General features: G+C 30.7%; 24 protein-coding genes. 5 read left to right on the top strand and 19 right to left on the bottom strand.

The features are described 5' to 3' along the window. Position 1: 1 nt before the first annotated feature. The 3 genes from HW119_RS10885 (at position 2) to HW119_RS10875 (ending at position 2966) form a co-directional block, all read left to right on the top strand. Complete coding sequence (locus tag HW119_RS10885) at positions 2 to 1195, top strand: retropepsin-like aspartic protease (RefSeq protein WP_177764316.1); 1194 nt, start codon at positions 2 to 4, stop codon at positions 1193 to 1195. Further along, entirely contained in the window at positions 1192 to 2100 is a 909-nt protein-coding gene (locus HW119_RS10880) for a fumarylacetoacetate hydrolase family protein (RefSeq protein WP_177764314.1), read from the top strand. Before HW119_RS10885 ends, HW119_RS10880 begins: the two co-directional genes overlap by 4 nt. 113 nt (positions 2101 to 2213) lie before the next feature. Then, the gene (locus HW119_RS10875; protein ID WP_317171485.1) at positions 2214 to 2966 is read left to right on the top strand and encodes an Asp/Glu racemase; all 753 of its coding nucleotides are present in this window, start codon (positions 2214 to 2216) and stop codon (positions 2964 to 2966) included. Here HW119_RS10875 and HW119_RS10870 read toward each other — a convergent pair. The 8 genes from HW119_RS10870 to dapA form a co-directional block, all read right to left on the bottom strand. Continuing rightward, positions 2963 to 3595: a matrixin family metalloprotease gene (locus HW119_RS10870; protein WP_177764312.1), complete on the bottom strand. Its 633-nt coding sequence runs from the start codon at positions 3593 to 3595 to the stop codon at positions 2963 to 2965. The genes HW119_RS10875 and HW119_RS10870 overlap by 4 nt on opposite strands. Positions 3596 to 3605: 10 nt before the next feature. Beyond that, positions 3606 to 5258 carry a DNA repair protein RecN gene (gene recN, locus HW119_RS10865; RefSeq protein ID WP_177764310.1) on the bottom strand — a complete coding sequence of 551 codons (1653 nt, stop codon included), beginning with the start codon at positions 5256 to 5258 and terminating at the stop codon, positions 3606 to 3608. A 12-nt stretch (positions 5259 to 5270) separates the two neighbouring features. Beyond that, positions 5271 to 6155, bottom strand: coding sequence for a DUF4835 family protein (locus tag HW119_RS10860; protein ID WP_177764308.1), 885 nt, complete (start codon positions 6153 to 6155; stop codon positions 5271 to 5273). Next, positions 6145 to 7356: a bifunctional phosphopantothenoylcysteine decarboxylase/phosphopantothenate--cysteine ligase CoaBC gene (gene coaBC / locus HW119_RS10855; RefSeq protein ID WP_177764306.1), complete on the bottom strand. Its 1212-nt coding sequence runs from the start codon at positions 7354 to 7356 to the stop codon at positions 6145 to 6147. Before coaBC ends, HW119_RS10860 begins: the two co-directional genes overlap by 11 nt. 7 nt (positions 7357 to 7363) lie before the next feature. Then, positions 7364 to 7693: a DNA-directed RNA polymerase subunit omega gene (locus HW119_RS10850; RefSeq protein ID WP_177764304.1), complete on the bottom strand. Its 330-nt coding sequence runs from the start codon at positions 7691 to 7693 to the stop codon at positions 7364 to 7366. A gap of 4 nt (positions 7694 to 7697) precedes the next feature. Beyond that, positions 7698 to 8507, bottom strand: a complete 810-nt coding sequence (locus tag HW119_RS10845; RefSeq protein ID WP_177764302.1) for an outer membrane protein assembly factor BamD — start codon at positions 8505 to 8507, stop codon at positions 7698 to 7700. 152 nt (positions 8508 to 8659) lie between these two features. Then, complete coding sequence (locus HW119_RS10840) at positions 8660 to 9169, bottom strand: ferritin (protein ID WP_177764300.1); 510 nt, start codon at positions 9167 to 9169, stop codon at positions 8660 to 8662. A gap of 24 nt (positions 9170 to 9193) precedes the next feature. Next, a complete protein-coding gene (gene dapA, locus HW119_RS10835) occupies positions 9194 to 10078 on the bottom strand; it encodes a 4-hydroxy-tetrahydrodipicolinate synthase (protein WP_177764298.1) in 885 nt (294 codons plus the stop codon). 127 nt (positions 10079 to 10205) lie between these two features. On the opposite strand from dapA, the gene HW119_RS10830 reads away from it, so the two are divergent. Together HW119_RS10830 and HW119_RS10825 are read left to right on the top strand one after the other, a co-directional pair. Further along, a complete protein-coding gene (locus HW119_RS10830; RefSeq protein ID WP_177764296.1) occupies positions 10206 to 10982 on the top strand; it encodes a 5'-nucleotidase C-terminal domain-containing protein in 777 nt (258 codons plus the stop codon). Then, complete coding sequence (locus tag HW119_RS10825) at positions 10982 to 11902, top strand: bifunctional metallophosphatase/5'-nucleotidase (protein WP_177764294.1); 921 nt, start codon at positions 10982 to 10984, stop codon at positions 11900 to 11902. The genes HW119_RS10830 and HW119_RS10825 overlap by 1 nt, the downstream gene beginning before the upstream one ends. A 394-nt stretch (positions 11903 to 12296) precedes the next feature. On the opposite strand, the gene HW119_RS10820 is transcribed toward HW119_RS10825, so the two are convergent. The 11 genes from HW119_RS10820 to priA all read right to left on the bottom strand — a co-directional run bounded on the left by HW119_RS10820 (position 12297) and on the right by priA (position 21726). After that, positions 12297 to 12959 (bottom strand): hypothetical protein, encoded by a 663-nt coding sequence (locus HW119_RS10820; protein WP_177764292.1) that lies wholly within the window; start codon positions 12957 to 12959, stop codon positions 12297 to 12299. Beyond that, positions 12949 to 13434: a hypothetical protein gene (locus tag HW119_RS10815; protein WP_177764290.1), complete on the bottom strand. Its 486-nt coding sequence runs from the start codon at positions 13432 to 13434 to the stop codon at positions 12949 to 12951. The genes HW119_RS10820 and HW119_RS10815 overlap by 11 nt, the downstream gene beginning before the upstream one ends. 52 nt (positions 13435 to 13486) lie before the next feature. Next, positions 13487 to 15481 (bottom strand): NAD-dependent DNA ligase LigA, encoded by a 1995-nt coding sequence (ligA, locus tag HW119_RS10810; RefSeq protein ID WP_177764288.1) that lies wholly within the window; start codon positions 15479 to 15481, stop codon positions 13487 to 13489. A gap of 9 nt (positions 15482 to 15490) precedes the next feature. Then, positions 15491 to 15964, bottom strand: a complete 474-nt coding sequence (locus HW119_RS10805; RefSeq protein ID WP_177764286.1) for a DUF6495 family protein — start codon at positions 15962 to 15964, stop codon at positions 15491 to 15493. A gap of 44 nt (positions 15965 to 16008) precedes the next feature. Beyond that, the gene (locus tag HW119_RS10800) at positions 16009 to 16479 is read right to left on the bottom strand and encodes a hypothetical protein (RefSeq protein ID WP_177764284.1); all 471 of its coding nucleotides are present in this window, start codon (positions 16477 to 16479) and stop codon (positions 16009 to 16011) included. A gap of 43 nt (positions 16480 to 16522) precedes the next feature. Continuing rightward, complete coding sequence (locus tag HW119_RS10795; RefSeq protein WP_177764282.1) at positions 16523 to 17473, bottom strand: nuclear transport factor 2 family protein; 951 nt, start codon at positions 17471 to 17473, stop codon at positions 16523 to 16525. A 101-nt stretch (positions 17474 to 17574) separates the two neighbouring features. Then, positions 17575 to 18012: a 50S ribosomal protein L9 gene (rplI, locus tag HW119_RS10790; protein ID WP_177764280.1), complete on the bottom strand. Its 438-nt coding sequence runs from the start codon at positions 18010 to 18012 to the stop codon at positions 17575 to 17577. 68 nt (positions 18013 to 18080) lie between these two features. Beyond that, positions 18081 to 18377, bottom strand: coding sequence for a 30S ribosomal protein S18 (gene rpsR / locus HW119_RS10785; protein ID WP_125017757.1), 297 nt, complete (start codon positions 18375 to 18377; stop codon positions 18081 to 18083). Between the two features lie 5 nt (positions 18378 to 18382). After that, positions 18383 to 18724 carry a 30S ribosomal protein S6 gene (gene rpsF, locus HW119_RS10780; protein ID WP_125017755.1) on the bottom strand — a complete coding sequence of 114 codons (342 nt, stop codon included), beginning with the start codon at positions 18722 to 18724 and terminating at the stop codon, positions 18383 to 18385. Positions 18725 to 18871: 147 nt separating this feature from the next. After that, positions 18872 to 19213: a hypothetical protein gene (locus tag HW119_RS10775; RefSeq protein WP_177764278.1), complete on the bottom strand. Its 342-nt coding sequence runs from the start codon at positions 19211 to 19213 to the stop codon at positions 18872 to 18874. A gap of 62 nt (positions 19214 to 19275) precedes the next feature. Then, a complete protein-coding gene (priA, locus tag HW119_RS10770) occupies positions 19276 to 21726 on the bottom strand; it encodes a primosomal protein N' (protein WP_177764276.1) in 2451 nt (816 codons plus the stop codon). Positions 21727 to 21784: the final 58 nt, after the last annotated feature.

Genomic DNA, 21784 nt, shown 5'->3' with positions numbered 1-21784 from the left:
AATGAAAAACAGATTTTTATACTTTTTATTTATTTTTATTTGTTCGATTCATATTTTTTATGGACAGGGACTAAAAGATAACAAAGGAAAAATTAGTCAAACCAATTATTTTGAGGAGATAAATTTTGAAATTGTTCATGATAAAATTGTTGTTCCTATTATAATTGGTAATGAAACTTATCGATTTATGTTAGATACAGGTGCGCCCAATTTAATTTCTGAACAAGTTGCAAATAAAGTTGGTCTAAAAAAAATAGAAACAATTTCTGTTAAAGACGCTAATAACAATGTAGGAAATCTAAAAATCGGAATTCTAAATACTATACAATTAGGTAATTTAACATCAGAAAATAATACGGTTTTAATTCAAGATATAAACGAACATCCATTATTAAAATGTTATAAGATTGATGGTTTACTTGGAAGCAATTTCTTTAAAAATGCTGCATTAAAAATCAGTGTAAAACAACAAAAAATTTGGATTACTGATAAAGTTAAAAATCTGAACTTAAAAGTTGAATCTTCAAAATTAAAATTGGTTGGAGACCAAATGTCGCCTTATATAAAAATCGATTTTTTAAACGACGAAAATCACAAAGGAACAGAAGAATTAATGATTGACACCGGAATGGGCGGTTTTTATGAAATATCAAATCGAGCATTTAATATATTAAAAAACGATAACTTTTTTAAAATTTTAGCAACTGCAAACGGAACTGGAAGTGTTGGTTTGTTTGGTGCAGGAAAAAGTGAAACACAATATTTGCTTCAAACCAACTATTTTAAAATTAATGACACACAATTTACAAACGTTATTACCAACACATCCGAAGACGGAAATTCAAGAATTGGATTTGATGTTTTAAAATATGGAGATATGACACTTGATTTCAAAAATAAAAAGTTTTATTTCGAAGCCGATTCCAAAATCACATTGAAAGAACCTGCTCCGATTTATGTTCCAACGATGTTAAATAACCAATTTGTTGTTGGATTTGTTTGGGATGAAACTTATCACAATCAAATGCAATATGGCGATGAAATTATCAGCGTTGGTCCATATAAAATAGATGAAATCGAATTGTGTAAAATTTTAGAATTAAAAGAATTTCGTCAAAATAATCCGACACACGAAATAGAAATCAAATCAAAAGACAATCAAATTAAAAAAATAAAAATAACACCAAAACAATGAAACTATTAACTTATTTAACTTCAGATAACGAACCAAGAGCGGCTTTTATTCACAACAATAAAGCGGTAGATTTAGAAGATTTTGGAGAATTAACTAATTTTCCATTGCCTGATAATTTATTAGAATTAATTGATATGGGAATCGAGGTAATTAATGAAATCCATTCGTTACTTGAAGACGTTTCTGAAAATGATTTAAACGAAATTAGCTACGATTTTAACGACATTCAAATCACGGCGCCAATTCCAAAACCAAGAAAAAACATCATCGGAATTGGATTAAATTACACAGAACACGTTGCTGAAAGTGCAAGAACTTTAGATACAACAGGAAAATTACCTCAAAAACCAATCATTTTTTCAAAACCACCAACTACCGTTACAGGTCCTAATACAGACGTTTTATTAAATGCTAACTTAACCCAACAATTAGATTGGGAAGTTGAATTGGCTGTTGTAATTGGTAAAAAAGGAAAATATGTAGCTAAAGAAAATGCGTTGGATTATGTTTTCGGTTATACAATTATCAACGACATTTCGGCTCGAGATTGTCGTAGAGAAGGCCAATGGATTGTTTCTAAAGGGCAAGATACTTTTGCACCGATGGGACCTTTTTTAATCACTAAAGACGAGATTGAAAATCCGCATAACTTAAATCTATCATTGAAATTAAACGGAGTTGAAAAACAAAATTCGAACACGCAATTTATGTTATTTAATGTTAATGATTTGATTGAAGATTTGAGCATTGTTTTTACTCTTGAACCTGGTGATATCATCGCAACAGGAACTCCAGCCGGAGTTGGTGCCGGAAGAAATCCACAAGAATGGATGAAAGATGGCGATGTGATGGAATGTTATGTTGAAGGCATTGGAACATTAATTAATACGGTAAAAGAAATATAACTAGAAGCTTGCGTTAGGGATTGAAGTGAAATCCTTAAAAAGGTTTTTTACAAAACCTTTTTAAGATTGGAACGAAAAGCCCGACCCGAAGGGTAACGCCCAAAAAATAGAAAATGAAAAAAATATATAGAATTGGTCAAATTGTGCCGTCGTCGAATGTAACAATGGAAACCGAAATTCCGGCAATCTTTAAGGCAAGAGAAACGATTTTGCCTGAAAAATTTACGTTTCATTCGAGTAGAATGCGAATGAAAAAAGTTACGAAAGAAGAATTGGAAGCGATGGACGCGATGAGTTTAAAATGCGCTACCGAATTATCAGACGCTCACGTCGATGTTATGGGATACGCTTGTTTGGTTGCGATTATGAGCATGGGGCGCGGCTATCATTGTGTTTCTGAAGTCAACTTGCATCAAGAAACGATTAAAAACGACTTCCCTACTCCGATTGTAACTTCTGCGGGTGCTTTGATTAACGGTTTGAAGGTTTTAGGAGCAAAAACTATTTCGGTAATTACACCGTATATGCGTCCTTTGACGGACATGGTTGTCGATTATATCGAACATCAAGGCATTAAAGTTAAGGAAAGTATTGCTTTAGAAATTCCGGATAATTTAGAAGTTGCTGCTCAAAATCCGATGAATCTTTTAGAGATTTACAAACAATTAGATTTAACAGGAATTGATGTTTTGGTCGTTTCGGCTTGTGTGCAAATGCCTTCGTTGGAAGCGATTGATTTAATCGAAAAAGAGATTGGAATTCCGGTTACATCGGCAGCCGTTTGTACAACTTACGAAATGATGAAAAAATTAGGTATTGAAGCTAAAGCTCCAATTGGTGGAAGTTTATTAAGCGGAAAATATTAATTCAGTTTTAATTTACAATCTTTACATAATTCTAAATTTGCGTTATCGATAGTGCTCACAGTTTCTACAGCATCTGTCATAACGCATTTTTTATTTGGACAATGAGGCAATCCCAAATTATGCCCAAATTCATGAACAGTAACTTTTTTTAATCTATCCATATAAATCGTTGCATTTTTAGTTTTCAATCTAAAAGAAGACACAATACAACTATTTCCAGGACAATAAGCCAATCCCATAATTCCCCAATCTTGATACTTATATTTAGGTTTTAAAACATTTCCGCTTTTATCTTTTTTGGAAGTCGAAATATCTTTAGTAGTTAATCCGAGAACATAGTTAATGGAATCATTAAGCGCTGCTTTTTGAAATTTTATAATACTATCGGCTCTATAACGAGGCGATTTCACATTGATAAAAGCTTTTGGATATAGTTCTTGATTTGATGCAATTACGATTTTTACACCATAAAATTTTTGTAAAATCGAAGAAAGAGAATCGACTTCACTAGCATCAAATCCATTGTACTGTTTAATTAAAACCGTCGTTTCACCTGTAATTACTTTAGATTGCTTTTTACCACAACTAATAAATAATATTCCGATTAAAAGGAGAATATAAAACTTCATCAAAAATGAATTAATTCAATAATTCTTTAGCGTGTGAAATCGCAGAGTCTGTAATATTCTCACCAGAAAGCATTTGTGCAATTTCTTTAATCCGGTCTTCTTTAGAAAGTAATTTGATTTCTGAAACCGTTTGGTCTGAATTATGGTCTTTAGAAACTTTGAAATGTTGATGTCCTTTTGAAGCCACTTGAGGCAAATGCGTAATTGCCATGACTTGCATATTTTGACTCATTTCTTTCATGATTTCTCCCATTTTGTTAGCAACATCACCAGAAACTCCCGTGTCAATTTCATCAAAAATAATAGTTGGAAGATTTGAATATTTTGCTAAAATTGCTTTTATAGCTAACATGATTCGCGACATTTCACCACCCGAAGCTGTCTTTTTCAAAATTCCGAAATCCGTACCTTTGTTAGCAGAAAACAACCATTCGATATGGTCCTTTCCGTTTGATAAAAATTTATCTGTTGGAGTTAATTCAAATTTAAAATTGGCATTTGGCATTCCAAGCGGATTTATAATCGCTTTAATTTCTTCAATCAATGAAGGAATAATTTCCATTCGTTTTTGATGGATTTGATTCGCTAAATCATTTAATTTCGATTCAAAAATCAATTCGGCTTGAACTAATTTTTCAATAGCTTCAGACAAGCCTTCCACTTTGAAAACTTTTGCATTTAATTCGTCTTGAATAATCAATAATTCATCGATTGAATTTACATAATGCTTTTTCTGAAGTGCATAAATTTGCTGTAATTTTCCGTTTATCAATTCTAATTGAACTGGGTCTTTTATCAATTTTTCAGTTTGATTTTCAACTTCATCTAAAACATCTTTTAACTCAATTTCTGCACTTTGAACACGTTCAAATAATTCATGATACGCTGTATCAATTGGACTAACTTTCTGTAAAGACGTTTTTAATTCTTTCAATAAATTAATAACTCCATATTGTTCGTCAGATAAAATTGCTGTAGATTTTTCGAATTGTTCGTGAACAAATTCAACATTACTTAACTTCTCTAATTCAGATTCAAGAATTTCTTGTTCACCCAACTTTAAATCAGCAGCCAACAATTCTTCCAACAAAAAAGAATTGTAATCTTGTTCTTTAGAAAGTGCTTTTTGTTCTTCTTGAAGTTCGATTAACTTTTTCTTATTTGCTTTATAATTTGTCAATTCGGTCTGATAATCTAAAATTAAATTTTGATTATTACCGATAACATCTAAAATTTGAATTTGTTGATTTTCATTTGATAAATCTTGTGTTTGATGCTGCGAATGGATATCAAGCAGAAACGTTCCTAATTCTTGCAAAACAGCCAAAGTAACTGGACTATCATTTACAAAAGCACGCGATTTTCCTGATGGTAAAATCTCTCGACGTAAAACGGTAGTTGCATCAAAATCTAAATCGTTTTCTTCAAAGAAATTGGATAGATTATAATTCGAAATTTCAAAATGAGCTTCAACAACGCATTTGTTCTCTTTATCACGCAAAGCGTTTAAATCGGCTCTTTTTCCAAGAACCAATCCTAAAGCATCTAAAAGAATTGATTTTCCGGCACCTGTTTCTCCAGTAATAATTGAAAGTTGGTTAGAAAAATCGATAGAAGAAAACGCTATTAAAGCGTAATTTTTTATTGATAAATGAATTAACATTTGATTTGAAGATTAAATTTTATTCCATTTTCCACTTAGAAATGGATAAACTTTGTTTAATAAATCGACAATTTGTTGTTTTTTGAATTCTGGTCCAGCTGAGAAAACAGAAACAATCTCATCTCCTTTTGAATCGAAAAACACTCGGGTTGGAATGGCATTTGGCCTAATCTTATGATTATTTTCAAGTTTAGCAATCGCGTCATAAATAACAACTTTAGATTCGGCAGGTTTAGAAATCATCTCATCCAATCCTAAACGATGATAATCATAAAGTGCTTCGCGATATGAAACAAATTGATTTGAAAGTATATCATTAATTAGATGATAACGGTTGATTGTTTTTTCGCTCGATTTCCATCCCACACTACCCGATTGTTGTGCTAATAAAACAAAATTATTTGCTTTTTGAAGATATTGTGATCCTGATAATTTTTCAAATGAATCGCTATCTAATCCAATCATTAAATTTGCATAGAAAGACATTATACCAACTAAATCACCATTAAAAGTATTATCTGAATAGGTTAATGGCTCAAATTCAATGTATCGGAAAGTAACTTGATTGTCTTTGAAATTTAAGATTTGTGTATTATAATTTGAATCATAAACAGGTCGCGTTGACAAAACTTGTAAAGTTCCTGTAACTACATTGTTTTCAAAAGTTTCAACAACCAATATTAAATTACACTCAATACGTTCTTCTCTCGAAAAATTGATAGGTGTAAATTGCGTATTGTTCATAAAATCAGTCATAGCCGATTTTAATGTTGTGAAAACTTGTTTATTAGTTTGCGGAACTTTGTCAGCGATTATTTGAACCGTGCAATTTAATTCTTGTGCGAAAATTACATTGGTAAATAAAAATAAAAAACAAAAATAAATGCTATTCTTCATAATATTGAACGATTTTGGAAACGATATCTTTAGCTACTTCTTCTTTCGATTTTAATTCTTGTGGAAAGATATTAAAATCTTTATCAATAAAGGTAACTTTATTTGTTGGTTTTCCAAAACCTGCGCCATCATCATTTAAAGAATTTAATACTATTAAATCTAAATTCTTTTTTGTGATTTTAACTTTGGCATGTTCAATTTCATTTTCAGTTTCAAGTGCAAAACCAATTAAATACTGCTGTTTTTTAATTTTTCCTAAAGAAGCTAGAATGTCAGGATTTTTTTCTAGTTCAATGGTAAATGTTTCATCATTTTTTTTGATTTTTTGGGTTGCAACAACTTTTGGTCGATAGTCAGCAACTGCAGCTGCAGCAACAACTGAATCAACTGAATCAAAATTATCATGACAAAAATGATACATTTCTTTAGCAGAAAATACACGATGAATTTTCACTTGATTATTTTTTGGACTCAAATGACTTGGTCCGGAAACAAGAAGTACTTCTGCACCTAAACTTGCGGCAGCATCTGCAATATCAAAGCCCATTTTTCCTGTTGAATGATTCCCTATAAATCGGACAGGATCAATCGGTTCGTATGTAGGACCAGCCGTAACAAGTATTTTTTTTCCTTTTAAAGGAAGTTTTTTTTCTAAATCTTTTTCCAAAAAAGCTACTATATTTTCAGGTTCAGCCATGCGTCCTTGGCCAGACAAACCTGAAGCTAATTCTCCAGATTCAGCAGGAATCATAATATTGCCGTAACCTTCTAAGATTTTAAAATTATTTTCTGTTGAAGGATGTACATACATATCTAAATCCATTGCTGGAGCAAAATAAACAGGACATTTAGCTGACAAATAAGTAGCCATTAATAAATCATCACAAGCACCAGTTGCCATCTTTGAAAGCGTATTTGCAGTAGCAGGAGCTATCAACATCATATCTGCCCAAAGTGCCATTTCAACGTGATTATTCCAAACACCTTCAGCATTCGATTTATTAAAAAACTGAGTATAAACAGGTCTTTTAGAAAGAGTTCCTAATGTAATGGGAGTAATAAAATCTAAAGCAGCAGGTGTCATGATCACTTGGACATGTGCACCTGCTTTTATAAATTTTCTAACTAAAGTTGCCGTTTTATATGCAGCTATTCCACCAGTGATTCCCAGTACTATTTTTTTACCGCTTAAAACTGACATAGAAGTTTTATTTTAAAGTATCTTTGAAGTTTTCTTTGTAAGTAATCTCACCAGCTAACCATTCTTCAACTGCTAAAGCATGTGGTTTAGGTAATTTTTCGTAGTATTTAGAAACTTCAATTTGTTCTTTATTTTCAAATACTTCATCCAAACTATCGTTGTAAGTAGCAAATTCTTCTAATTTTTCAATCAATTCTTTTTTGATTTCAGCATTAATTTGACTTGCTCTTTTAGCGATAATTGTAATTGCCTCGTAAACATTACCTGTTGGCCCTTCAATTAAATCTTTGTTATAAGTAACAGTATTTACTGGAGCCGTTGTTTTCTTTAAGTCCATTTCCTTAAATATTTGAAAATTGTTTTGATTCTTTTTCTAAACGAGTTAGCATTTTATCAGCTTTCTCTTTGTATTTTGTATTCCCGTTATAATTCACTAAACCTTCGTATGCTTTCATAGCAGTTTGAATTCGATCATTCATTTTAGAATACACACTATTTATTGCCAATTTATAAGCAGAGTCAAATTTGTAAAAAAGAGCATCTTCTTTATAAATTGAACCTGGATAATCTAACATAAAATTATCTAAAGCAACAATTGCAGCTGTATAATCTCTTGTATATTCACCAATTGTATTATATTGTTTTGCTGCTTCATAAGCTTTTTTCTCAAGCTTTTCTACTAACTCTTTTTTATATAATTTTGCTTGTTCAATGAACTCAGATTCTGGATATTTTTGAATGTAATCATCAAATTTTGTAATTGCATCAAAAGTTATATGTTGATCTAATGAGTAAACTTCAGACATATTATATAAAGACATTGCCTCAAGATATCTAGCTTCTTCGACATGTTCTCCAACAGGATATGTCAAATTAAATCTTTTTAAAATCGGAGCAGATAACTCATATTTCCCTAAGATATAATTCGCCTTACCATCATTAAAAACAACTGATCTATAATTTGGTTTCATACCTTCTCTAGTTATAACCAAATCATATAATTTAATTGCTTTTTTATATTTTTCTGCTTTGAACATTTCGTCTGCCACACTAGTTTGATAGGCAGAATCTTCAGACTTTAGAGCCTTTTGATATGTAGAACAACTACCTAACGAAATAGCTAACAGTAAAATAACCGACAGTTTTTTCATAAACTTTATTTTTTAGTTGCAAGCAAAAAAAATCTACTAGCAAGTGCAAATTTAATATTATTAATCTTATGTTACAAGTTCTTTTTTAAATAAAAAAAGATGTCCAAATAAAGACATCTTTTTTGTATTATTTACCCAATTTTTCGTTAAAATTAGATGGCAGCATTTTGAATTGTTGGAAAATTCTTGATATCATTATCAAATAAATACAATCCTCCTTTGTCGTCTCCAATTAAATTAATTTTATCTAGAATAGTACGAGCTGTCGCTTCTTCTTCAATTTGTTCTGCAACATACCATTGTAAGAAATTGTGTGTAGCATAATCTTTATCTTGTAAAGAAACATGAACTAATTCGTTTATACTTTGAGAAACAAAAACTTCATGATCAAACAATTGCGTAAACAATGTTTTAAAAGAAGAATGGTCTAATTCTGGTTTAATTACAGCCGGAATTACAGCTTCTCCTCCACGTTGGTTGATGTATTTAATCAGCTTTAACATGTGCATACGCTCTTCATCAGATTGTGCATACATAAAAGTTGCAATACCTTCGAACCCTTGATTTTCAGCCCAAGAAGCCATTGCTAAATATATTTGAGAAGAATCACCCTCTATTTGAACTTGCTTATTTAAAGCATCTGAAATTGCTTGTGATAACATATCTTTAGTTTAAAAATTTAAGTTTTACGAAATTACGAAATTCTTCACAAATGAATCAATTCTACCTGCTAAATCTTCGTTAACATTTACTAATGGTAATCTCAACGTGTTTTCTGACAAACCTTTTGCTTTAAAAACTTCTTTAATACCACCTGGATTACCTTGCTCAAAAATCATATCAATAGCAGGTGCTAATGCATAATGAATTTTATAAGCTTCATCCACTTTTCTATCTAATCCTAAACGAACCATTTCTGAGAATTCGCGAGGAAAACCTTCACCGATTACAGAAATAACACCTGCTCCACCAGCTAAAACCATCGGTAAAGTAACCATATCATCTCCAGAAATTACTAAGAAATCTTTAGGTTTATGTTTGATTATTTCCATTGCTTGCACAATATCGCCAGCTGCTTCTTTAATTGCAATAATATTTTTAAAATCGTGAGCTAAACGTAAAGTAGTTTTTGCCGACATATTACTACCTGTACGACCAGGAACATTATAAATGATTACAGGGAGCGGTGCGTTTTCTGCAACCATTTTAAAATGCTGATAAATTCCTTCTTGAGTTGGTTTATTGTAATATGGAGAAACAGATAAGATTGCAGAAAAACCAGTTAAATTTTCCGTCTTTAATTGATGAACAACTTCCATTGTATTATTACCACCAATTCCTAAAACCAAAGGTAAACGTCCATTATTTGCTTCAACAATCGTTTGTTTAACCAATTGTTTTTCAACTTCATTTAAAGTAGCTGCTTCTGCCGTTGTTCCTAAAACAACTAAATATTCTACTTTTCCTTCAATATTAAACTCAACAATTCTTTTTAAAGCTTCAACATCAACTGTTAAATCTTTTTTAAATGGAGTAACCAATGCAACTCCAGTACCTACAAATGCCTGCATATCTTATTGTTATATTTTAAAAATCAATATGTTTTATATTTTTTAACTTAAATGATTAAAGTCTTAGATAAAAAGGACGTAATTTTACATCCATCACAAAGTTAATTAAAAAACAAGCGAAAATCTAATGAGAAATTCGAAAAATAAACTGCTTTTTTTAGCAGGATGTTTAACAATCACTTCAAGTTTAACGATGACATCTTGCAAAAGTTCGTCATACAAAAATACATCAATTGACGCAAAAAACATTGAAGTTACTGCTGAAATGGGAAGCGATAAAAACATGGAAGCTTTTATCAATCCTTATAGAAATCATATTGATGAAGATTTAAACAAGGTCATTTCTTTTAGTCCGGTTGCAATGGATAAATCAAAAGGAAAATGGCAAACTACGATTGGAAACTTATTTGCAGAAGCTACTTTAGAAGAAGTAAATCCGATTTTTAAATCGAGATACGGTAAAGATATCGACATTTGTATGTTAAATCATGGTGGAATTCGTTCTATTATCTCAGAAGGAAACGTAACTACCAGAACCGCTTTTGAAGTAATGCCATTTGAAAATAGTGCGGTTGTTGTTGAATTAAAAGGTACACAAATTCAAGAGCTTGTGGAATATGTAATTGCAGAAAAAAAACCACATCCATTAGCTGGAATTACGATTACAATCGATGCTAATAATCAAATCAAAAATATAAAAATCAACCATCAAGATTTAGATTTAAACAAAACCTATTACGTGGTTACCAACGATTATTTAGCTTTAGGTGGGGATAATATGAAGTTTTTTACCAAAGGAGAAAAATTTGTGATGGATTATAAACTTAGAAATGTTTTACTAGCTTATTTTCAAAAAAACAATCCATTACCTGTAATTACTACGCAACGCATAATTGAAGAATAATGAAAAGAAGAGATTTTATACAAAAAACAGCCGTAAGTTCAGCAATTCTAACTTTAGGAGGCTTATCGTTATCTAGCTTTTCAGGTAAAAAAACAAAACGAATCACTATTCTTCACACCAACGACACACACAGTCATATTGACCCATTTCCGTCAGACCATTCAAAATATCCAAATATGGGTGGCGCAGCACGTAGAGCATCTTATGTGACAAAAATTCGTAAAGAAAATCCAAATACATTACTTTTAGATGCAGGTGATATGTTTCAAGGAACTCCGTATTTTAATTATTATGGTGGCGAATTGGAATTTAAAATCATGAATATGATGAAATACGACGCTGCTACTTTAGGAAATCATGAATTTGATAACGGTTTAGAAGGTTTAGCAGCTCAAATTCCTGTTGCTGAATTTGACATCATCAATTCGAATTATGATTTTTCGAATACCATCATGAACGGACTTACAAAACATTACAAAGTATTTGAAAAAGACGGAATTAAAATTGGTGTTTTTGGATTGGGAGTTAAACTTGAAGGTTTAGTTAATAAAAAAGAATACGGTGAAACTAAATTTTTAAATCCTATTGAAACAGCTCGCAAAATGACCAAAATTTTAAAAGAAGAAGAAAAATGTGATTTGGTAATTTGTCTTTCTCATTTAGGATATGATTACGATAAAAACATCTATCCGGATATGATTGGCGATTTAGATTTAGCTGCCCAAACTCAAGATATCGATTTGATTATTGGCGGACACACACATACTTTTTTAGATAAACCTACCGTTGTTAAAAATGTAATTGACGAAGATGTTATTGTAAATCAAGCTGGTTGTTTTGGCTTACGCATGGGGCAAATAGATTTCTTTTTTGAAGACAGCAAATTGGTTTCCAATTCGGTTAGAAACATCAATATATAAAACAAAAAATCGTTCTGAAGTCGGAACGATTTTTTTTATAACTACTAACTAACTTTCAAAATAATGAATGTTTAACTCTAAGAAAAAACATTCGTAATCAAGTTTACTTTTATAAAGAAAAAGCTAAAAGCATAATTCCTACATAAACAAATAAACTAACAATTCCCATAATAATCGGCTTTGCACAAATTGATTTCATAATGTATCTTTTTTATTACACTACAAATTTAAAACAACCACATTAATTAAAGATTTATCATGTATTAACTAATTGTTATCAATTATCAGTAACAAAAAAGCAAACATCAATTTAATTATTACGAATAATTCAACAATTAAAAATATCATTAATCACATTAACTTTATTTACAAGATAAAACTGAAGGATATTTAATCAATTTTCTTTATAAATATTAAATTCATTAAAACGTACAATACCAAAATCTTTTACAGTTTCATTAATCACTCTGATATTCTCTAAATCAGCAGCATGAAAACTTTCATATCCATCTTGATGAAGAAACCAATCCTTCTTTTTTTCATTATATTTAAATGTAATAATTCGCGACCAACGCCATGCACTTCCGCCGTAATGTTCAACAGAAAAATAACCATCTTTATAAACCAATGTTACATAAGGGTCGCCCATCATTCCACCACAATCAACACAAAAAACAACATTGTCATTTTGATATTTTAATTCTAATTGATTGGCTTTGTTACGAATCAAAATCAACAAAGGTCGTTTTTCTGGATGTTCGCTAACATCAGATAAAGTTTCTTCATCTTTGTTTTTAAGAATTAGTAAATAATCAGTTAATCCATCTTGATTTAAATCACAAGAAAGAGTATCTAGAATAAGATAGTTTTTTGGAATAAACGGTTGCAATTCGTTAGCCATTTCTTTAGCTTTTTCTTTTAAAAAACTTAAATTCAAACTATCCGTTTTAGAAATAGTATCTTGTTTGATTTCAAAATTTGATTTACTTTCGATTTTCTTATTACAAGAAATCAAACCGATAGAAATCAATGCTAATAAAATAAACTTACTTTTCATTTACCAAAATAATTGAAACTACTCTCTTCGAAAAAAACAAATAAAATCCAATCGAAAAAAAGGAAATTATATTTAATAATATTCGGATTGTCCAATTCGAAAACAAACTACCAATGGAAATGTAATAGGATGGAAAATTCAATACATTTAAAATATTTAAAAAGATAAGTAAAGTAAAGATTATAATAGAATTCCAAACCGACCATTTTTGTTTTCGAGAAATTAAAATAGAAAACACAAAAGTTAACAAAATTCCTATCCAAACTACTATTTTTTGATTAATTGAAAACCATAAAAAATCTTCGGCAGAATATCCAAATTTATCCGAATTATTATACACTTCTTCAAATCCAAATTTATCAATCTCAGAAAGTAATTCGTGATTGAAAAATAAATAAGCATTTTTTAAAGCAAGTAGAATCATCAAACTTGCTATAAAATGAATTATGATTTGCTTAGTATTAATTTGTTTCATAACTAAATTTAACAAAAAAAAGCAACTTAGAAAACTAAATTGCTTCGTAATATTATAATTGATTAATAAAATCTTCTTCACTCCAAATTGGAATTCCTAGCTTAGTAGCTTTTTCAAGTTTTGAAGGTCCCATGTCGGCACCTGCAACCACAATCGAAGTTTTTCCTGTTATAGAACTTCCGTTTTTACCACCGTAATCTTCAATTTTCTGTTTGATTTCATCACGTGAAAACTTTTCGAATTTCCCTGAAACCACCATAATCATGCCTGCAAATTTATCAGAAACTTGTGTGCTTTCTTTTTCTTCAATTTCAAATTGAATTCCATAAGCTTTCAATCGGTTAATGATTTCTAGATTCGCATCATTCTTAAAGAAACTACGAAGACTCAATGCAATTTTATCACCGATTTCATCAACATTAACCAAATCATCATATTTTGCAAGCATCAATTCATCTATATTTTTATAATGATTAGCCAATTTTTTTGCAACCGTTTCTCCAACAAATCGAATTCCTAAAGCATACAAAACGCGTTCAAACGGAATTTGTTTAGAGGCTTCAACGCTATTTACCAAATTCTCAGCCGATTTTTCAGCCATGCGTTCTAACGGAATGATTTGCTCTTTCTTCAATTCATACAAATCTGCATAATTTTCGACCAATCTATTTTTGAACAAAAGTGTAATTGTTTCTCCACCAAGTCCATCGATATCCATCGCTTTACGCGAAATAAAATGCTCGATTCTACCGATAATTTGCGGTGGACATCCATAATAATTCGGACAATAATGCTGCGCTTCGCCATCTTTACGAACCAAGCTTGTTCCGCATTCCGGACAATTTTGAATATAAACCGTCGGTTGTGAATCTGCTGAACGCGCATCTAAATTAACGCCAACAATTTTAGGAATAATTTCACCGCCTTTTTCAACAAAAACCATATCATTTATACGAATATCTAACTTTTCGATTTGGTCGGCATTATGTAAAGAAGCACGTTTTACAATAGTTCCAGCCAATTGAACCGGTTCTAAATTTGCCACGGGAGTTATCGCTCCGGTTCGTCCGACTTGATACGTAATTTCGTTTAATTTCGTAGAAACTTGTTCAGCTTTAAATTTATAAGCGATTGCCCAACGTGGATTTTTAGCTGTAAAACCAAGTTCTTCTTGTTGGAAGAAATCATTCACTTTGATAACTACACCATCGGTTTCATAAGGTAAATGATGTCGTTCGTGGTCCCATTTTTCAATGAAAGCAAAAACTTCATCCATAGAATTGGCAAGTACAGATTGTGTTGGTACTTTAAAACCAAATTCGCGTGCTTTTTCTAACGCATTGAATTGATTTCCCAAAACATTATTCACACCAACAAAATTATACAACAAACATTCTAACGGACGTTTGGCAACTTCAGCACTATCTTGTAGTTTTAAACTTCCTGAAGCTGTATTTCTAGGATTTGAATAAGGTGTTTCACCAATTTCAATCAATTCTTGATTCATTTTTTCAAATCCGGCAAACGGAAGAACAATTTCTCCACGAATATCAAATTTTTCAGAATAATTTCCTTTTAATTGCAACGGAACCGATTTTATGGTTTTGATATTATTCGTTACTTCATCACCTTGAAAACCATCGCCACGTGTCACCGCTCGAACTAACTTTCCGTTTTCATAACTAATAGAAATCGAAGCTCCATCGTATTTTAATTCACAAACAAATTGCACAGGAACATCTCCCAAAACTTTTTGGATGCGTTGTTCCCAATCCAACAAATCTTCTTTAGAATATGAATTCTCTAAAGAATACATACGATGCTCGTGAACAATCGTAGGGAAATTTTTAGTTATAGCTCCACCAACTCTTTGCGTTGGCGAATTTTCATCAAAAAACTCAGGATGTTTTGCTTCAAAATCTTGTAATTGCTTAAGTTTAGTATCGAACTCAAAATCAGAAATCGTAGGATTATCAAGCACATAATAATTATAGTTATGCTCGCTTAATTCATTTCTTAAGTTTTCAATTTCTTTTAAAACATCCATAAAACGTTCTTATTTATTTAATAATTCTTTGATTTGGTGATAAAGTTCACCTTGACTTAAAATTCCTCCTTGTTGAATGATTTGAAATAATTCGTAATTTCTATCCGAATCGAATTTTTTTGCTCCGTAACGAATTTCAACTTCATCAGAAAAAATGTTATCACTCAACCATTGTAATCCGTCTTTTTTAAGAAAATCAACTTCAGGATTTGACGTTTTTAAAACAATAGTATCAATATCAGTTTCGTCAAAACGGAATAAGAAAATATGCGTTTTAGAAAAATGTTCAATATATTTTGCATTTTGTAAAACTCCTTCCCAAACTAAATCCGAAAAAATATCTAATTCTTGTTCGGCAACTTCTGGTTTAGAAACTTTTAGTTCGTCCCATTCGTTTTTATCTATTTGTTGAGAAGCTAAAAAGTTAGCAAATTCAACATGTAATTCTTCGAATTGTTCTTTTGTTAATCTTGTATATTTCATTTTATTCAGATTCTAATATCATACACAAAAATACAACCTTCCGTTTAATTCCAACAATTCTTTTTATAAGAATCGATTAATTTCATATCGCAATCGGTTTCAATATAATCAGCTTCAACAACATCCATAATATATAACTTTTTGAAATATGGAGAAAATCGAAACATAGCCGCATTATGAATATGCGTTGGATGATTTTCTATCAAAGTAAGCTCGTAATGCATTAAAGAATCTTGAGGATACGTACGAGATAAAACAGGAAATGAATCAACCTGAAAACCATATTTTACATTTTGATTTTTCATATAACCGATTAACTCTTGACATTTTGAATTACTTTGAATGATTTCAATTAAATGGTCCAAACAAATTGGAGCCTGATTATTTGCAACGTTCTTTTCTAAAACAACGGAATCATTAATTGTAACGGCTTTTATATTTTTTCCATTGTTTTGTTTCGAATCACAAGAAACGATGATAAAAAAAAGTAAAAAAATATTCAATAGCATTCTCATAACCAATGTATTTTCATTAAATATAAGAAATAAAAACAAAAAATTATTTTACAATTTTAACAGATTTAGTTTTCGTTACAATTTCTTCATTTACAAATTCACTATATCTAATTAAAACACAACCGTTTTTATTGTAATCAATTTCAATTGGTTTTATACCTTCATCCCATTGATTACAGTGAGTTGAAAAAGGCGTTACAGCATATATCCATGTACCATCAACAAATGTCCAAACATAATACGAAGCCCAACAACTTGTAAACCAATGCGGCAACAAACCAATTTCATCACTTTTATTTTCATTTAAATCACCTTCATTTACAGGAATTCCTCCAATACAATTTTTAATTTCAATTGATGGAATATTTGAATCTGAAAAAACAATAAAGCAATTGCACTCATTCTTACATTCCGTATTCTCATAATCAACATTTGGTTTAGTTAGCCACATATATTCAAGTATTCCGTCACCGTTGAAATCTCCGCTAATTGCATCTTTGGGAATTTGATTTTTTTTAGAATTATTTTTTTTTAAATTTTCATCTGTAACAAAATCTCCTTCAGTAATAATTTTCCATTCATTTCCAATTTTTCTAAACACCAAATAAGAAGGATAATCATTTGTTTTTAAATTAAAAGTCACACGTTTAACAAAAGTACATTTAACTTCTAAATCGTTTAAATATTCAACCTTAATATCACCATGAATTTGCTGATAAAAATCTGGATATTTCGAAAAAATATTTTTCTTATTTTCAATACAGGATTTTTTTTCTAAGTCAAGTCCATAAAATAGAACAGAATCATCAAATAAATCAGAAAATTTGGCACTATCTTTTGAAAGATGGGCATCATTCCAAACTTGAACAAATACATTAAAATCGACTGAGTCAATATTTTCAATTTTCAAATGTTGATTTTCTTTTTTTGAATTATCATTACAACTTAGAAACAAATAAAAAAAAATCAGTAAAATCGGAATTTTATACTTCATCACATATTATTATATAAATAAAAATACTAAATATAAATTAATTAAAAACAAAAAAAGTCCTTTCGAAAGAAAGGACTTTTAGTATATTGAATTTCAGAGAATTACTCAGCTACGATTTCGTAAGGTAACTCAACGAATACTTCGCGGTGTAAACGAACGTTAGCAGCATATTTACCGATACGTTTGATAGTTCCTGAAGTAATGAATTTTTTGTCAATTGATTGACCGTTTGCTTCTAAAGCAGCAGCGATATCAGCATTAGTTACTGATCCGAATAATTTCTCACCACCAGCTTTAACTGCGATTTTGATCTCTAAAGCTTTTAATGCTTCAGCAATTACGTTAGCATCAGCGATTAATTTAGCTTCTTTGTGAGCTCTTTGTCTTAAGTTTTCAGCTAATACTTTTTTAGCAGATGGAGTAGCTAAAACAGCCATTCCTTGTGGAATTAAAAAGTTACGTCCGTATCCTGGTTTTACAGTAACTACGTCATCTTTAAATCCTAATTTGTTAACATCTTGTTTTAAGATAATTTCCATGTTGTTGTCCTTTAAAGTAGAAGTTAGGTTTCAAGAATGAAAACCAACAACTATAGTTTATAATTTGATTATTTTAATAAATCCGCTACGTATGGCATTAAAGCTAAGTGACGTGCACGTTTTACAGCAACAGATACTTTTCTTTGGTATTTTAAAGAAGTCCCAGTTAAACGACGTGGTAAAATTTTACCTTGCTCGTTAACGAATTTTAATAAGAAATCAGCATCTTTATAATCGATGTATTTGATTCCAGATTTTTTGAAACGACAATATTTTTTAGTCTTGTTAGTCTCAATGTTTAAAGGCGTTAAATATCTGATATCTCCGTCTTTTTTACCTTTTGCAGATTGTTCAATACTTGCCATGATAATTAAGCTTTTTTAGTTTTTAATTTCTCTCTTCTTCTTTCAGCCCAAGCAACAGCGTGTTTGTCTAAAGAAACAGTTAAGAAACGCATAACTCTTTCGTCACGACGGAATTCAGTTTCTAAACCAATGATTGCGTCAGCAGCTACAGTGTACTCAAATAAATGGTAAAAACCACTTTTTTTGTTTTGAATTTCGTAAGCTAATTTTTTTAAGCCCCAATCTTCTTTAGATACCATTTTAGCCCCTTTAGAAGCAAGAAATTCCTCGAATTTCGCTACTGTTTCCTTTACCTGAGTTTCAGATAAAACGGGATTCAAAATGAAAACAGTTTCATATTGATTCATAATAATAAAATTTAATTTGTTATAAATTGGGTGCAAAGATAGTTTTTTGATTTTGAAATACAAAACAAACAAATAAAAAAATTGATTAAAAAAACTCTCTCAACAGAAATCAGCTGAGAGAGTTCAAGAATTTAAGTAATATCAAATCTAAGGTAACAACGGTGAAAATGGTATAAAGGAATAACTTACTAGATATCCAAAACCAGTTCCATTAGTGTGTTGACTTGGGTATTGTTGATAAAGCGCGGTTATTCTAGCTTGTAATTCACTTTGTGTAAAAAAACCAGTTTCAGTATGAATAACTGTTTGTGATAAAAAATTAAAATCTCTACTAAAAATCCTTGTTACTTTAATTTCATATCGCATTTTTGCTTCACGGATAGGTCCCTGAAAGTTATCTGATTTTAGAAAACTTGCAAACAATTGATTAGAATACAATGGTGTAGTAACAAACATTAATACCCCTAATAATAAAAATACTTTTTTCATAATATTAAAATTTAAAGATTAATAACCAAATATAATAAAAATAATAAAAAATTACAATAAATTTAATAAAAATCAACACTTATTATCGTTTTAATCGAACGGTAAGCTCCAATGGCTTCAAAACTCTTAATCGATTTTCTGATATCATTTTTGGTTTTATTCAACGGAACGTTAATTGGTATTTTGATTAAAATTATTCGAATGTATTGATTTCTAATTCGATTAATCGATGGTTCTTCCGGACCCAAAACCGGCATTTCTAATTGATTACTCAAATAATTATACAACCAAAAAGAACCTTCTTTTAATTTTTGATAATCGACATGTTTTAATTGCAATCGAATCAAACGGTAAAAAGGCGGATATTTAAAATTCAAACGTTCATACATTTGCTCTTTAAACATAGTGGCATAATCATTCGTTGTTACTTGTTGAATGATGTTATGATACGGATTATAAGTTTGCATCATCACCTTACCTTCTTTATCTTTTCGGCCTGCGCGACCTGCAACTTGCAAAAACATTTGAAATGCGCGTTCGTGTGCTCGAAAATCAGGAAAATGTAACGCATTATCTGCATTTAAAATCCCAACTAAAGTAACATTATCAAAATCTAAACCTTTAGCCAACATTTGCGTACCAACTAAAATATCGATTTCTAGATTTTTAAATGAATCGATTAATTTTTCAAAAGCATATTTTCCACGCATCGTATCTTGGTCCATTCGAGCAATATTACGATTTAGAAATAATTCTTTCAATTCAATCTCGATTTGTTCGGTTCCAAAACCTTTTGTGGTAATATCAACACTATGACAAACATGACATTTTAGAGGTTTTGCCATCGTATAACCACAATAATGACAACGTAAATGTTCTTGATATTTGTGATAAGTTAAACTCACATCACACGAAGGACATTGCGGCACATGACCACAAGTTAAACATTCTAAAACCGGCGAATATCCTCTTCTGTTTTGAAATAAAATAACCTGTTCGCCCCTACTCAACGTTTCGTTAATCTCATCTAAAAGGTCAATACTAAAATGACCTTTCATTTCTTTGCGTTTTTGTTTTTCTTTTAAATCAACCAAAACAATTTCGGGCAATTTTACATTTCCAAAACGTTTTTCTAAAGTAACTAATCCAAACTTATTTTGATATGCATTGTAATAACTTTCTAAACTTGGAGTTGCCGAACCAAGCAAAACTTTCGCGTCGTGCATTTTAGCCAAAACAATGGCAGCATCACGCGCATGAAATCTTGGTGCTGGGTCTTGTTGTTTAAATGAAGGTTCGTGCTCTTCATCAACCACAATAAATCCTAAATTAGAAAATGGCAAGAAAACCGAAGAACGAGCTCCGATGACAATTTTAGCTTTTTCTGAATTTTGATTTACACGATGCCAAACTTCGACACGTTCGTTCGATGAATATTTAGAATGAAAAACCGCTACTTGATTTCCGAAATGTTTAGTCAAACGCTGAACCAACTGCGTAGTCAAAGCAATTTCTGGCAACAAATACAAGACTTGTTTTTCTTGTTTTAGAAACTGCTCGATTAAACGTATATAAATTTCGGTTTTACCCGAACCTGTAATTCCTTTTAATAAAGTAACATCGAATTTCTCAAACGATTCGTTGATTTGATCGAAAGCTATTTGTTGAAAGTCACTTAAGGTAATCTCTTGATTTTCGACCTCGTTAAAAACAACTCTATCCTCAGCTAAAGTATATTCTACAAAAATATCTTTGGTGACTAATCCTTTTAAAACAGTATTAGAAACATCCGCTTCTTCTAATAACGTTTTTACCGGAATCGGTTTTTTATCTAACGTTTTCATCTGAAAAAACTTCATCACCAACGTGCGTTGCTTTTCCGAACGTGAAAGCATTTCTAACAAATCTTTCAGTTTTTCAGGCGCATCAAAATCCGAATGAAGTCGAACATATTTAATCAATTTAGGTTTATATGTTTCAATCATTTCTTCATTAAGCACAATGATTTCTTTTTGAAGTAACGATTGTATAATCGGAAAAATATTCTTTTTATTTAAAATAGAAATGATTTCTTCAATCTTTAAAACCGCTTGACTTTGAAAAGCTTCGTACAACAAAAATTCATCATCAGATAAATCTGAAATCAAAACTTCATTTTTAGGTTTGTAAACCACAATCGTTTCACTTTCTAGCAACAAAGCCGAAGGAACTGCATTGCGATAAACTTCGCCCAAACTACACATATAATATTCGGCCAACCATTGCCAATGCGCAATTTGCTTTTCGTTTACGATAGGTTGCGAATCGATAATTTCTTGAATTTCTTTGGCTTCGTATGTAAGCGGCGGATTGTTGTGCTTTTGAATTACCAAAGCTGTATAAACTTTACTTTTTCCGAACGGAACTGCCACTCGCATTCCAATCTTTAGATAATGAAATTCGTTTTCATTTACTTCGTAAGTAAACGAATCGGCAAGCGCCAAAGGAACAATTACGTTTATAAAAAATTTCATAGATAGCCTTTTGTAAGCAGAAAAACAAAGATAGTTATAAAATAAAAAACACCTCGAA

Origin of the sequence: Flavobacterium sp. I3-2 (assembly GCF_013389595.1) — a bacterium.
Taxonomy (GTDB): Bacteria; Bacteroidota; Bacteroidia; order Flavobacteriales; family Flavobacteriaceae; genus Flavobacterium.
This window is presented reverse-complemented; position numbering and strand designations above follow the sequence as displayed.